This window comes from Streptomyces sp. NPDC056361, assembly GCF_042262805.1.
GTDB lineage: Bacteria > Actinomycetota > Actinomycetes > Streptomycetales > Streptomycetaceae > Streptomyces.
This window is the reverse complement of record NZ_JBHJQI010000024.1, coordinates 25,345-39,453: the sequence shown is the minus strand read 5'-3', so window position 1 is coordinate 39,453 and position 14,109 is coordinate 25,345. Positions and strand designations below refer to the sequence as shown.

7 protein-coding genes are annotated in these 14,109 nt (G+C 74.4%); 4 read left to right on the top strand and 3 right to left on the bottom strand.

What is annotated here, in order from left to right; translation table 11 throughout:
* Positions 1 to 17: 17 nt before the first annotated feature.
* Both ACFCY7_RS10610 and ACFCY7_RS10605 read right to left on the bottom strand, forming a co-directional pair.
* On the bottom strand, positions 18 to 2,663 hold the full coding sequence (locus ACFCY7_RS10610; RefSeq protein ID WP_376483296.1) for a BTAD domain-containing putative transcriptional regulator: 2,646 nt from the start codon (positions 2,661 to 2,663) through the stop codon (positions 18 to 20).
* A 180-nt stretch (positions 2,664 to 2,843) separates the two neighbouring features.
* Complete coding sequence (locus tag ACFCY7_RS10605) at positions 2,844 to 5,027, bottom strand: DEAD/DEAH box helicase (protein ID WP_376483240.1); 2,184 nt, start codon at positions 5,025 to 5,027, stop codon at positions 2,844 to 2,846.
* Positions 5,028 to 5,369: 342 nt separating this feature from the next.
* Here ACFCY7_RS10605 and ACFCY7_RS10600 point away from each other — a divergent pair, with 342 nt between their 5' ends.
* The 3 genes from ACFCY7_RS10600 to ACFCY7_RS10590 all read left to right on the top strand — a co-directional run bounded on the left by ACFCY7_RS10600 (position 5,370) and on the right by ACFCY7_RS10590 (position 9,964).
* Positions 5,370 to 6,980 carry a phospholipase A2 gene (locus tag ACFCY7_RS10600; RefSeq protein ID WP_376483238.1) on the top strand — a complete coding sequence of 537 codons (1,611 nt, stop codon included), beginning with the start codon at positions 5,370 to 5,372 and terminating at the stop codon, positions 6,978 to 6,980.
* A gap of 203 nt (positions 6,981 to 7,183) precedes the next feature.
* A complete protein-coding gene (locus tag ACFCY7_RS10595; protein ID WP_376483237.1) occupies positions 7,184 to 9,571 on the top strand; it encodes a proprotein convertase P-domain-containing protein in 2,388 nt (795 codons plus the stop codon).
* Positions 9,572 to 9,808: 237 nt separating this feature from the next.
* Positions 9,809 to 9,964, top strand: coding sequence for a hypothetical protein (locus ACFCY7_RS10590; protein ID WP_376483235.1), 156 nt, complete (start codon positions 9,809 to 9,811; stop codon positions 9,962 to 9,964).
* Between the two features lie 161 nt (positions 9,965 to 10,125).
* Here the strand turns inward: ACFCY7_RS10590 and ACFCY7_RS10585 are convergent, their stop codons facing one another.
* Positions 10,126 to 13,191: a BTAD domain-containing putative transcriptional regulator gene (locus ACFCY7_RS10585; protein ID WP_376483234.1), complete on the bottom strand. Its 3,066-nt coding sequence runs from the start codon at positions 13,189 to 13,191 to the stop codon at positions 10,126 to 10,128.
* A 151-nt stretch (positions 13,192 to 13,342) separates the two neighbouring features.
* Here ACFCY7_RS10585 and ACFCY7_RS10580 point away from each other — a divergent pair, with 151 nt between their 5' ends.
* Entirely contained in the window at positions 13,343 to 14,104 is a 762-nt protein-coding gene (locus ACFCY7_RS10580) for a BTAD domain-containing putative transcriptional regulator (RefSeq protein ID WP_376483232.1), read from the top strand.
* Positions 14,105 to 14,109 lie beyond the last annotated feature (5 nt).

The window sequence follows — 14,109 nt, the reverse complement described above, 5'->3', positions numbered from 1 at the left end:
GTCCCGCTTGCGTACCGCTAACGATCCGCTGACAGCCGCGAAAGACGCTCCGTCGCCCGCGCCGAACCTTCGCGGAAACCGGCCTTGTCGGCCGCCGCGATCGCACGTTCCAGCTGGTCAGCCGCCTCGTCGAGGCGGCCGATGCCGGCCAGTGCCTCACCCCGGGCGATCTGCAGCTGCGCCCGGACGACCACCGCGTCGGGCGCGACCAGTTCCCCGGCGCGAACGATGTGGGCGAGGGCCGCCTCGTAGTCCTCCGCCTTCAGGCAGTGCCCCGCCAGATGCTGGAGGGTCAGCACCTGGGTGGAGGGGTGGCCGGTGCGGTCGGCGAGCGAGACCGCGTGCACCATGAGCAGCCCGGCCCGCTCGTGCTCCCCGGTCGCGTCCAGCACGGCGGCGTAGTTGACGTAGGCGATGGCCTCGCTGATGGCGTCGCCCGCCCGGGCCGCAAGACCGGGCGCCTTCTCCAGGTGGACGAGCGCCTCGGCGTCCCGACCCTCCTCGTGCAGGATCCAGCCGAGCAGCGCCCGCGCCCGCGACTGCGCGTCGAGGTCGCCGACGTGCACGGCCGAGGCGAGTCCCGCCTCCAGGAGCGGCGTCCAGCCGTCGCCGATCCGCATGAGCATCAGCGGCCACTGCACGAGGGCGAGCCGCCAGGCCCGGTCGTGCAGTCCGAGGGACGCGGCGGTCGCCACCGCGCCCTCCAGGGCGGGGCGTTCGGCCGCGTACCAGTCGAGGGCCGCCGTGCGGTCCTCGAACTCCCTCGTGGCGGCGGGCCGTCGGGCGTCGGCGGGCAGCGAGTAGCAGGGCTGGGAGCCCGGTTCGGCGGCGGCGTCGGCCGCGAGGCCCGTGTACAGGTAGTGGTCGAGGAGGCGGAGCAGCCCCTCGGGGTCGGCCTGCGGGGCGAGGTGGCGGGCGTACAGCCGCACCAGGTCGTGCGGTGTCCAGCGGCCCGGGACGGACTCGGTGAGCAGATGTGCGGCGGCCAGCCGGTCCAGGTCGACGGAAGCCTGCGCGGGGGACGTCCCTGCGAGCGCCCCCGCCGCGAAGCGGTCCAGGTCGGAGCCGGTGTGCAGACCGATCGCGCGGAACAGCCGGGCGGCGGACTCGGGCAGCTGCTGCACGGTGAGCCGCAGCGCCGCCGACACCCCCCGGTCCTCCACGTCGAGCAGGAGCAACCGGCTCTGCTCGTCGGCGAGTTCGCCGACCATCGCGCTCAGCGTCCACTGCGGCCGTTCGGCCAGGCGGGCCGCCGTCACCCGCAGCGCCAGCGGCAGGCCGTCGCAGAGCCCGGCGAGCTGCGCGGCGGCGTCGGGCTCGGAGGCGACCCGCGCCGCGCCCAGCACGGTGGTGAGCAGTGCCGTCGAATCGGCCGTCGGCAGATGCCGCAGCGGCACCGGACGGGCGGCGTCGGAGGCGATGAGGCCGCCGAGCCGGTCACGGCTGGTGATCAGGGTCGTGCAGTGGTCGCCGCCCGGCAGCAGCGGCCTGACCTGCTCGGAGGAGCGCGCGTTGTCGAGGACGACGAGCAGCCGCCGCCCTGCGGTGAGCGAGCGGAACAGCGCGCCCCGCGCCTCGACCGCCTCGGGGATGCGCTGCGGCGGGACGCCCAGCGCGAGCAGGAACTCCCGCAGTACGGCGGCGGTCTCGGGCTCCTGGGTGTCGCTGAAGCCGCGCAGGTCGGCGAAGAGCCGCCCGTCGGGGAAGTCGGCGCACCGCCGGTACGCCCAGTGCACGGCGAACGCGGTCTTGCCGACGCCGGCGGGCCCGGTGACGAGGCACACCGGCCCCTCCTCGCAGGACACCGCCCGGTCGAGCGCGGCCAGCTCCTCGCCCCGCCCGGTGAAACCGCGCGGCGCCCGCGGCAGCCCCTCCGGCACCTGGACGTCGGCCGGGGCAGCCGGGCGCGACACGGTGACGGGCTCGGCCGAGCGGAGCAGCGTCGCGTACGCCTCGGCGAGCGTCTCGCCCGGGTCGACGCCCAGCTCCTCGGCGAGCAGCCGCCGGGTCCTGTGGTACCAGTCGATGGCGTCCGACTGCCGCCCCGAGCGGCCGAGCGCCAGCATCAGCGCCGCCGCCAGCGACTCCCGCAGCGGATGCGCGACGGCCTCGGTACGGAGCACGGCGGCGGCCCTGGCGTGCTCGCCCAGCTTCCCGTACGCCTCCGCCAGCGCCTCCACCGACGCCAGCCGCAGCTCCTCCAGGCCGCCGGCCGCCGCCTCCAGCGGCCTGCTGTGCACGGTCCCGGTGAGCGCCGGCCCCTGCCAGTACGACAGCGCCTCCCGCAGCATCCGCACCGCGTCGGCCGGCTGCCGCTGCACCCCCGCGAGACCGACGAGCTCCTCGAACCGGTGCGCGTCCACCAGCGACTCCGGCATCCGCAGCACGTACGCCGACCCGTGGGTCGCGAGCTCCACCCCGTACGCCTCGGCCCCGTGCTCCGCCAGCAGCGCCCTCAGCCGCGACACATGCCCCTGCAACACCGTCTTCGCGTGCGTGGGCGGCTCCTCCTCCCACAGCGCGTCGATCAACTGCCCCACGTTCACCGCGCTGTTGGGCCGCAACAGCAACATCGCGAGCAGGCTCGTCCGCTTGGCGGGCCCCAAGGCTACGTCCCTGTCCTCCGCCACCAACGCAACGGAGCCGAGCAGCCTGAACTCCACCATGTACCTCCGCGATCCCTCTCCCCCACGCCCCCGATCCCCGGCCCCCGAGGATACGTCGCCCCCGACACCCCCCTCGCACCCACCGCCCCCGTCCCCGCCTCCGTCCCCGCCCCCACCGCCACGATCCGGACACGGCGCCGGACCAGGGGACACGGACCGCGGGGCGCGGGGCGTGCGTCAGGGTGACTCCTCCTGCCCGACCGCCGGCGGTTCCTCGCCCACCAGGCCCAGTCGCGCCTGCTCCTCCTCCACGATCCTCTGGACGATGCCGACGTCCGACACGTCGACCGCGTCCGGGGTGGCCTCGGCCACGGCACTGCGCCGGGCGTACGAGTCGAACAGGCGGGTCTTGGCCGCCAGCATCCTCACCAGGCGCTCGTCCACCCCACCGGTGGCGAGCAGACGGTGGACCCGGACCCGTCTGACCTGGCCCATGCGATGGGCCCGGGCCACCGCCTGCTGCTCGATCGTCGGCTTGACCTGGGGTTCGCAGATGACGACCACGGACGCGGCCTGCATGTTGAGGCCGGTTCCCCCCACCTGGATCTGCGCCAGCAGCACCGCGGGCCCGGGCACGGCCGCGAAGTCGTCGACGACCTGCTGCCGGCGCACCGGCGGGACCTCACCGGTGAGCGGACCGTGCACGGGCACACTGCCGGCGAGGGCCTCTCCCACCACGCCCAGCACGTCCTTGAAGTAGGAGAAGACCACTGTCTTCTGGCCGTTCTCGCCGGCCTCCCGGACGATCTCGCGGAGCCGCTCCAGCTTGGCCGACTTCTCGGGGCGCAGGTACGCGGCCCGCCGCATCGCCATGAAGTTGCCGGCGGCCACCGCCTCCCGGTAGGCCTCCTCGTCGGAGACGCTCGGCTCCTCCCACTCGTCGGTGTGCTGGAGGGCGGGCAGCTCGGCCAGTACGTCCTTCTGGTTGCGCCGGAGGTAGACCGGTGCGACGGCCTGGCGGAAGGCGACCGAGCCCGTCAGGGCGTCCCCCTCCGTCAGCGAGTCCGCGACGCCGGGGTGGAGCATCCGGATCAGGTCGCGGAACTCTCCGACCCGGTTCTCCATCGGGGTGCCGGTCATGAAGAGGGCACGCTCACAGCGCTCCACCCACCGGGCGACCGCCTGGGACCGCAGCGTCTTCGGGTTCTTCACCGCGTGCGCCTCGTCCACCACGAGCATCCCGATCTCGCCGCCTTCGGGGGCGGGGAATCCGCGCAGCGCGTCGAAGGTGGTCACCGCGACCCCGCCCCGGCTCCTCCAGTCGGCGAAGGCGTCGTGGCGGTCGGGGCCGTGCAGGAGCGTGGACCGCAGCGTGCTGCGGGCCTCGATCTCGCGCACCCAGTTGACCAGGACGCTCGGCGGGCAGACGACCACGAAGTGGCTCTGCCCCTTGGCGGCGAGATGCGTCAACGCGGCGATCGCCTGGATCGTCTTGCCGAGCCCCATCTCGTCGCCGAGGAGCACCTTGCGCTGGGCGAGGGCGAACCTCGCGCCGAACTCCTGGTACCCGCGCAGGGAGACGCGCAGGCGGGAGTCGTCGAGGCGCTGGCGCCGCACCCGCTCGGCGAGCTTGTCGGGCAGGAACCCCTGGGCGGCGCCCACGTCCGGCGCCCGCCCGGGGATCTCGGCGAGCAGGCTGTAGTACTCGGCGGAGCGCAGCTCGAAGTCGACCCAGGCCGCGATGTCGGTCGCGGGCTCGCGCAGCAGATCCACCGACGCCTGGGCGAGCAGTCCGAGCGCCCCCGCCCGCTCCGCGTCCTCCACCAGCGACCGGATCCCGTCCACCGCCGCGAGCGCCCGTGACCGCTTCTCCCGGCCGGCAAGCAGCATCCGGAACCGTCCGGCGGCCGGTCCGGCCTCGGCCAGCAGCGGACCGAGCCGCAGCGCCAGGCCTTCGGCCATGTCCACCGCGCGCCGCCCGTCCGGCCCTGCCTCCACCAGGAGGTTCAGGGCGATGACGAGAGCCGAGGTCCGCGGTTCCGGCCGGTCCACGTCGATCCGCACCGCGACGGTCTCGTGCGCGGCCTCGGACAGCCGCCGGGCGGCCGCGAGGATCTGGTCCGCGGTGCGCCGGCCGACCCCGGGAACCTGCCGCAAGCGGTAGGGGCCCGCCTCCAGCACCCGCCCGACCGTCCTCAGCCCGCTCCGCTCGACGCTCTCCCACTGCACCCGTCCCCCGGTGGCCTCCTGGAGCCGGGCGACGGGCGTGGCGTCGAGCTCCCGCGCCACCGCCTCGTCCTGCAGCGGCCTCAACGCCTCCTGTACCGCCTCGACGGCCCTGCCGTGATCGCCGCACACCCCTCGGGCCGCCGCGTAAAGCCGCGCCCCTCTGGCCACCACCTCCCGCTCATCACGCCCCACGCGCCCCACCCCTCTTCTCCCGTGCCCGGCCCGATCCACCGGAGCGCACCGCGGCGTCTCCCTGGACGAGCAGTCTCCCGGAGGCCGTCCACCACCTCCCCGAGACCCCCGCCGCACCGACCCCGCGGACGGCGCCGGCCGGAGGGGCCGGGGCGTCACCGTGCGGGCAACCGGGTGCCATCGGAGGGGTATCGCGGCGGGCGATGGCGGAGGCATACCGGATCGAAGGAGCGGATTCCTAAGTTCCTCGTTGCCGGCCGAGAACGACCGGCTCGAACAGGCGAACAGGGGTCGGCCGCGAGGCCCGGACCGTGTACCGCCGGTCACCCGAAGGAACCGAACGTGCGCAGAACCGCGCTTCCCGCAGTCGCGGCAGTGTCACTGGCCCTGCTGCTGCCCCAGTCCGCCATCGCCGAGGAGGTCCCCTCCCCCGCGCTGGAGTCCGGTACGACCCAGCTGATCGGCCCGGGCATGTACCAGTCGGCCGACGACACCTTCCAGATATCCGAGAACGACGTGACGTACGGCCTGATGAGCCGTACCCACACGGTGGACGGCACCGGCCCGGGCGTCGCCCAGGCCCAGGACGCCCCGACCACCCGCTCGGACCTCGGGGTGTTCGGTCCGAGCTGGGAGTCCGAGTTCGTCGGCGGCCAGCTGAACCGCAAGCTGGTCCCCGGCTCCGGTTCGATCACCACCACCGACCTGGACACCGCCGAGTCCGTCCGCTATGACCTGACCGACTCCGTCGCCGGCGCCAACGGCGGCAGCATCAACACCTACAAGGCGGCCGACGGCTCCACGCTGGTGGAGAACGTGCAGTGGGACGACCTCGCCGGTGTGCTGAAGACCACGGTCACCGAGACGCTGAACGTCGACCTCGCCCAGGCCGCCTCCGGTGACGACGTGCCGCTGGACTCCACCGGCGCCGCGATCCCGGCCGGCTCCCTCAAGCCGTCCTACACCTGGAAGCAGGTCGGCGGCAGCGGCGACAACTGGCGGGTGACGGCGGTCGGCAACACCGCCTTCAAGCAGACGACGGTCACCTACGACAGCGTCGGCCGCGTCTCCACCGTCAAGGACCCGGCTCGCGCCGACGTCCCCGCGCAGACGGTGAAGGTCAACTACGCGACCGCCACCACGGCCTCCGGCCAGACCCTCGGCGACGTCGCCGGCCAGGTCAAGGACATCACCGTCACCGTCGGCCAGACCGTGTCGACCCTGGCCCGCTACTCGTACGACGGCTCCGGCCTGCTCCGCAAGGTCGTCGACCCGGCGTCCGGCGGCCAGCTCAACACCTACAGCTACGACGCCTCGGACCGGGTCGTCGCCGCCTCCGCCGAGGACGGCGCCTCCTGGCAGCTGACCTACTCCGGTGACGCGGCCGCCCCGCAGTCGGTCGAGACCACCGGCATCCGCCCCGAGGGCGGCAGTGCCGTCCAGGGCGCCCCGAGCCTGGCCCAGGCCGAGGGCGTCGCCCCGGCCGCCGAGGACTTCGGCCCCGGCGAGATCACCTCCGCGCAGGCCTACCCGAGCTACTGCTCCCGGCCCGAGACGTGGATGTGGTACCAGTACAGCGGCTGCGCGACCAAGGTCGCCCACTACGGCTGGCGCAACCCGAGCTGGCGGCAGACCCCGACCGGCGCCTGGGTCATGGGTGTCTACAAGGACCACTGCACCAGCGCCTCCGACAAGCCCGGCGGCTGGGACTTCCGCGCCGCGTGCGACTCGCACGACTACGGCTACGGCACCATCGGCAACACCTACAAGGGCTACCGCTACTACCTGGACCGCAACAAGGGCATCGCCACCGACGTGGCCTTCTACAACATGCTCTACTACAACACCTGCCCGGCGTACTTCTGGAAGAGCGCCTGCCGCTCCACCGCGTACTCGTACTACCTCGGGGTCTTCTACGGCGGCCACCCCAAGAACGGTGCCGACGCCACCTGACGGGCCGTGAGACGCAGGGGAACCGGGCAGACGAACAGCCGACGCTGCTGCCCGGTCCCCGCCCCGGGGCCTGACCACACGGCCCCGCCCCCCTGAACTTCCAGCCCTGAACTCGCGGGCTTCGTGAGCGAGTCACCCCCTCCCCCTCTTTTTCTCTACCGCCGCGGCACCGCCCGCTCGGTGCCTACTCCCTGGAGCCTGTCGTGAAGAGATCTGCTGTGGCCGTCGCGATGGCCTCGGGCCTGCTGCTCGGCGCACTGCCGGCGGGCCTGGTGCCCCTGGTCGGAGTGGCCCCCGCGGCGGCGACCGACGAGGTCCCGGTGGACCCGGCGCTGGAGACCGGCACGCAGGGCGGCGGCACGGTCCGGGTGAACGTGGTGACCCAGACCCGCTCCGACGTGGCCACGGCCGCCACGGCCGGCGAGACCGAAGTGGCGTACGAGCGGCTGCCGATGGTCACCCTCACCGTCGACCAGGCGGGACTCACCGCGCTCCGCTCCAACCCGGACGTGGTGAGCGTGACCGAGGACGTCCCGGTCGCCCCGATGCTGGACGAATCGACGGTCCGGATCGGCGCGGACAAGGCCTTCGCCGCCGGCGCCACCGGGGCGGGCACCGCGGTCGCGGTGATCGACACCGGTGTCGCGAAGAACCACCCCTTCCTGAGCGGCCGGGTCACGGCCGAGGCGTGCTTCTCGGTGAACGACGAGAGTTACGGCGCGACCAGCCTCTGCCCGAACGGCGAGGCCTCCCAGGAGGGCACCGGCAGCGCCGACGCCGACACCGGCAGCTGCGCGGAACTGGGCGCGGCCTGCTCGCACGGCACCCACGTGGCGGGCATAGCCGCCGGCAACGGGACCGGCCTGAGCGGCGCCCCCAAGCGCGGGGTGGCCCCCGGCGCGAACATCGTGGCGATGCAGGTGTTCTCCCGCTTCGACTCCGACGACTACTGCGGCGCGGGCAACAGCCCCTGCGTACTGAGCTTCACCAGCTCGCAGATCAAGGCGCTGGAGAAGGTGTACGCGCTGAAGCAGTCCGGCATGGACATCATCGCGGCCAACATGTCGCTGGGCGCCGGTCGTTGGACCACGGCCTGCGACACCGACCCCCGCAAGTCCGTCATCGACAGCCTGTACTCGGTGGGCGTGGCGACGGTCGTCGCCGCCGGCAACAACGGGTACGGCGACGCGGTCAACGCCCCCGGCTGCGTCCCGTCGGCGGTGACGGTCGGCGCGACGACCGACGACGACCAGGTGGCCTCGTTCAGCAACCGCGGCCCCCTGCTGGACCTGATGGCCCCCGGCACGTCCGTGGTGTCCTCGGTCCCGGGCGGCGGCTACGCGGCGAAGAACGGCACCTCGATGGCGGCCCCGCACGTGACGGGGGCCCTGGCGGTCCTGCGCCAGAAGTACCCGGCGGAGAGCATCGCGAACCTGGTGGCGAAGCTGGGCACCACCGGCACGCCGATCACGTACACCGGTGCCGTCACCCCCCGGATCGACGTCGGCAAGGCCGTCGTCGGCACGGTCGCCCCGGAGCCCGCGCCGGCCGCCCGGCCGCGCCCCTCCCAGGTCTTCGACGACACCGACCGGGTCATCCCGGACCCGGGCACCCTGGAGGCCCCGCTGACCGTCACCGGCGTTCCGGGCAACGCGCCCAAGGCTCTCCGGGTCGAGCTGGAGGGCAGCCACGACTGGCGCGGCGACCTCAAGATCGACCTGGTGGCCCCCGACGGCCGGCTGTACCGCCTGAAGTCCACCTCCGCCACCGAAACGGGCGGCGCGCTCGGCGGCTTCACCGTCGACGCCTCCGCCTCCCCCGCCTCCGGCACCTGGAAGCTGCAGATCACGGACGCCTCCACCGGCGGCAAGGGCACCCTCCTCGGCTGGTCGCTGAACTTCCCCACCCCCTTCGCCATGACCGGCAACCTCAGCGTCCCGGACGGCGGATCGGTCACCTCCGACCTCACGGTGGACGGCATCGGCGGCAAGGCCCCGGCCGCCCTCCAGGTCGCCGTGGACGTCACCCACGAGTGGCGCGGCGACGTCCGGATCGACCTGCTCTCCCCCGACGGCCGGACCTACCCGCTGCGTTCGACCTCCACCGCCGCCACCGAGAACGGCGGGGTGCTCCGCGAGACCTACCGAGTGGACGCCTCCGCCTCCCCGGCCGACGGCAAGTGGACGCTGAAGGTCTCCGACCCGTCCCCCGGCTCCGTCGGCACCCTCAACGCCTGGTCGATGACGTTCCCCGCGTACGAGGTGCAGACCCCGCACTCGGTCCCGGACCCGGGCACCGTCTCGATCCCTGTCACCGTCACCGGCATCACGGGCAACGCGCCGAAGAACCTCCAGGTGTACATGCACGCCACCCACACCTGGCGCGGTGACCTCGACGTCCACCTGGTCGCCCCGGACGGCAAGGTCTACCTCGTCAAGGAGTCCGTGGAGGAGGAGGGCAACGGCGTGATCCAGCAGGTCTACACGGTGGACGCCTCCGCCTCCCCGGCGAGCGGGGTCTGGTGGCTCCGGGTCGAGGACATCTCGGCCGGCTCCTCCGGCACGCTCGACCACTGGACCCTGAAGTTCTGACCGGTCCCCTCCGGACCGCCCCGCACCACCCCCGCACACGCGGCCCCCGGCTTCCCCCGCCGGGGGCCGCGCCCGTTTCCGCAGGTCGGAGGGGCCGGAAAGGGGAGAGGATAGCGAGCCGATAAGCAATCGAAGTCCCCTCCCCCTAACGTCTGTCGATGTCGGAGCGAGTCGCCCGGGGAACGGACCGGCAAGAGGCCGGAATCCGGTGGGCGACAAGTGAGAAGGAGCGGGGACATGGGGAACACGCAGCTGGTCAAGGCCGTTGTCGCGATCGCGGCGGTCATCACGGGCGTCATGCTCGCCGCCGGTACCGCGGTGGCCGGCGGGACCACGGCGACGTCCGCGGCCGGTGAGACCACGACGATCGTGCAGACCGAGCCCTGGGACTGATCCCCGGCCCGGGTCACACCTCCTTCGGAAGCTCCGCGCCGGGTGCCGTCGTACAGCCCCGGCCCGGAGCCCGAACGGCAGCCCGGGTCACGCCTTCTGCGGGAGCTCCGCGCCCGGCACCGTCGTACAGACCGAGCCCGGAGACCGAGCCGCGGCCCGGGTCACGCCTTCTGCGGGAGCTCCGCGCCCGGTGCCCGCGCCTCCTCCAGTTCGACCCTGAGCAGGTGCAGGCGGTCCAGCAGGACGGTGCTGCCGGTCTCCTCGGCCAGGGCGAGGGCGGCGGCGAGGTCCTCGTCGGCCCGGTCGGCGCGGCCGGCCCGCAGGCGGGCCTCGGCCAGACCCAGCAGGACGTAGGCCATGCCCAGCCGGTCGTGCTTGGCGCGGACGATTCCGGCCGCCTCGGTCAGGGCCTCCTCCGCCTCCGGCAGCCGCCCGGCCACCAGCAGGGCCCGACCCAGCCGGTGGAAGGCCTGGGCAGCGCCCCGGGTCGCGCCCAGCTCCCGGGCCAGCGCGACCGCCTCCCTGCCGAGGCGTACGGCCTCCTCCGGTTCGCCCGCGTCCAGGGCGATCTGGGCGAGGTTGTTGAGCGCGTGGGCCTGCGCGGAGAGGTCCCCGGCGGCCCGCAGCGCGGGCAGCGCCCCGTCCAGGAGTGCGCGTGCCGCGGCCGCGTCGCCCCGCTGGCGGACCACGACGGCCAGCTTGCAGGCGTTCAGCGCGGCCCCGTAGACCTCGCCGCCGGCCCGGAGTACGCCGTCCGCCTCCTCCAGGAGCCGGACGGCGGCCTGCGACTCGCCCCGGTAGAGCAGTGCGGCACCCAGCTCACCGAGCATCACGCCCTCGCCCTGCCGGTCCCCGGCGGCCCGGGAGGCCGCCAGGCCCTCCTCGCAGAGGCGGCGCCAGTCGTCGGTGTTGCTGCGGATCTCGCAGAAGCCGACGGTGGAGGAGGCCAGGTCCCAGGCGAGCGCGGCGAGTCCCAGCCGGGCGGCCTGGGTGACGGCCGCCACCAGGCAGTGGCGTTCGGAGTCGAACCAGTCCAGCGGGCGGGCCAGCAGGTCGTCCAGGAGGTCCCGGTCGACGTGCGGGCGGGGGGCAGGGCCGTGCACCACCGAGTGGTCGCCGCCGTACTCGCGGCGGTGGGCGGCCTCGGCGACGGTCAGCCAGCTGTGCAGCGCCCGGTCCCGGGCGGCCTCGGCGGCCGGGCGATCGGGGTCCTCCTGGGCGCGTTCGCGCGCGTAGAGACGGAGCAGGCTCTGGAAGCGGTAGCGGTACTGGCCGGTGGCGTCCGGGCCGGAGACCTCCAGGAGGTGGGCGTCGGTGAGCTCGTCCAGGTACTGCTCGGCGGTCTCCACCGGGCAGTCCAGGAGGGCGGCGACGGCCCAGGCCGGCACGTCGGGGACGTCGAGGAGGGAGAGCCGCCGGTACACGGAGGCGAGGCCCGGTGACAGGCAGCCGTGGCTCAGCTCGAAGCTGGCCCGGACCCGGCTCCCGCCGAGGCTGAGCTCGTCCAGGCGGCGGTGCTCGTCGGCGAGCCGGTCGGCGAGGCGGCGCACGGTCCAGTGCGGGCGGGTGGCCAGCCGGGCGGCGGCGATGCAGAGGGCGAGCGGCAGCCCGTCGCAGAGCTCGGCCAGCCGGGCCGTCTGCGCGGGGGAGGCGGCGGTGCGGCCCCCGGTGACGATCCGGTCGAGCAGGGCGGTGGAGTCGGCCCGGTCGAGCACCCCGAGCGGCACCCGGACGGCGCCGTGCCGCAGCACCAGCTCCTCCATGCTCTCCCTGCTGGTGACGACCACACAGCAGCCGCCGTTGGCCGGCAGCAGCGGGGCGACCTGGGGGAACGAGGAGGCGTCGTCCAGGACGACGAGGACCCTGCGGCCGCGCAGCAGCCTGCGGTAGAGCGAGATCCGGGACGCCTCGTCGTCGGGCAGCCGGTCACCGGGCGCGCCGAGCGAGCGCAGCAGGCGGCCCAGGACCTCGCCGGGGGCGGTCGGGGCGGAGCCCAGGTCCACGTGGAGGCAGCCGTCCGGGAAGGCGGCGGCCGCACGGTGCGACCAGTGCACGGCCAGCGCGGTCTTGCCGATCCCGGCCACCCCGGTGACCAGGGCGACCCGCGGCGGCTCGCCGTCGGGGCGGCCGTCGAGCAGCGCGTCGAGGACCTCCGTCTCGGCGGTACGGCCGGTGAACGAGGGGATGTTCGGGGGGAGGTCGGACGGGGCGAGGGCCGGTGCGGCGGGCAGGGCGGGGCGGCGGTCGCCGGAAGCGGCGGCGGGGGCCTCGCCCGGGAAGTTCGCGGGCGAGGCCTCCGGCCGGCCCTCCGGCTCCTCGACCGTGACGGGTGCGACGGGTAGCGCGGTCACGGCAGGGACGACGGTCACGGCCGGTACGCCAGGTACGACGGACGCGACAGGCGCGACAGGCGCGACGGGCCCGACGGTCACGGCAGGTGCGACAGCCGCGACGGGCTCGGGGACGGTCGGCGGGGCCGCGATGGCCGGGTCCTCGCAGAGGACCGCGTTGTGCAGCTCCCGCAGTGCGGTGCCGGGTTCGAGCCCCAGCTCGTCGACGCACAGCTGGTGCCCGGTGCGGAAGGTCTCCAGGGCTTCGGCCCGGCGGCCGGAGCGGTACTGGGCGAGCATCAGGGAGTGCCGGGTGCGCTCGCGCAGCGGGTGCTCCCTGACCAGGGCGGCCAGTTCGGCGGTGAGCTCCTGGTGGCGGCCCAGGGCGAGCCGCAGTTCGGCGTGGTCGTCCAGCGCGGTCAGCCGCTGCTCCTCCAGCCAGCAGGCCTCCTGCTCCAGCGCGTAGCCGGTCAGGCCGTCCAGGGCGGGACCGCGCCACAGGGCGAGGGCCCGCCGGTAGGCGTCGGCGGCCTCCGCCGTGCGGCCGGAGCCGGCGAGCGCGGAGGCCTGTCCGGCCAGCGAGAGGAAGTCGACGAGGTCGACCCCGTGGCCGTCGGTGTCGAGCCGGTACCCGGGGTGGGAGGTGACGATGACCTCGCCGTCCACGCCCGCCTCCCGGAACAGCTTGCGCAGCTGGGCGACGCAGATGGAGATCTGGGTCCGGGCGGTGGGCGGCGGCGAACCGTCCCAGACGGTCTCGGCGAGCTCGTCCACGGAGACCGTACGGCCGCGCCGCAGCAGAAGCAGCGCCAGCACCGCGCGCTGGCGTGCCCCGCCGAGCCGGATCTCCCGGTCCTCACAGGCCAGTCGGAGTGTCCCGAGCAGGCAAAACCGCATCGACGCCAATCCAGGCCCCCCTGAAAGTTGTCATGATCATAATCGCTGGGGCGCGGGTTCGACAGAGGGAACGAGCCCCGAGCCAGCGCTCCGAAACGCCGATAAGCGGCCGATACCGGGAGGATGGGCCGCCCGCCTACGGTCGCTCCCCATGACGCCCTTCCTGGAGACCGCCCTGCTCGGACCGGTCCGCATCCGGGCCGCGTCCGAGGGCGCGGAGAACGCCCTGGGCGGCGCGAAGCCCCGCACGGTCCTCGCCGCACTGCTGCTCGCCGAGGGACGGGTCGTCCCCGACGACCGCCTGATCCGCGCCCTGTGGGGCGAGCGCCCCCCGGCCCGCTCCGTCGCCCAGCTGCACACCTACGCCTCCCGGCTGCGCGCCCCGCTCGACGGGGCCGCCACGCTCGAACGGGTGGGACGCGGCTACCGCCTCTCGGCCGTCCCCGGACGGCTCGTCTGCGACCACCGCCTGTTCGCGGAGCGCGCCGCGCTCGGCGGCACGCTGCTGCGCCAGGGGGACGCCCGACAGGCCGCCGCCGTCCTGCGTTCGGCGCTCGACCTCTGGCAGGGCGAGGCCCTCGCCGACACCACCGAGCAGCTGGCCCACGAGGAGCGCCCCTGGCTGGAGGAGGCCCGGCTCACGGCCCTGGAGGACCGGGCCGAAGCGGAACTCGCCACCGGCCTCCCGCACGGCCTGGTCGCCGAACTGACCCGGCTGGTGGCCCGTTACCCCCTGCGTGAGCGGTACCGCTCCCTGCTGATGACCGCCCAGTGCCGTGCGGGCCAGCCCGCGGCGGCCCTGCTCCAGTTCCACTCCGGCCGGCAGCTCCTCGCCGACCGCCTGGGCGTCGGCCCCGGCCCCCTGCTCACCCGCACCTTCCAACTGGCCCTCGCCGGCGACCTCGCCGGCTGAACCGC

Excerpts from the sequence above, each read along its gene's own strand:
- ACFCY7_RS10590 (WP_376483235.1), top strand. The coding sequence starts at position 9,809 with ATGGGGAACACGCAGCTGGTCAAGGCCGTTGTCGCGATCGCGGCGGTC.
- ACFCY7_RS10585 (WP_376483234.1), bottom strand. The coding sequence starts at position 13,191 with ATGCGGTTTTGCCTGCTCGGGACACTCCGACTGGCCTGTGAGGACCGG.
- ACFCY7_RS10580 (WP_376483232.1), top strand. The coding sequence starts at position 13,343 with ATGACGCCCTTCCTGGAGACCGCCCTGCTCGGACCGGTCCGCATCCGG.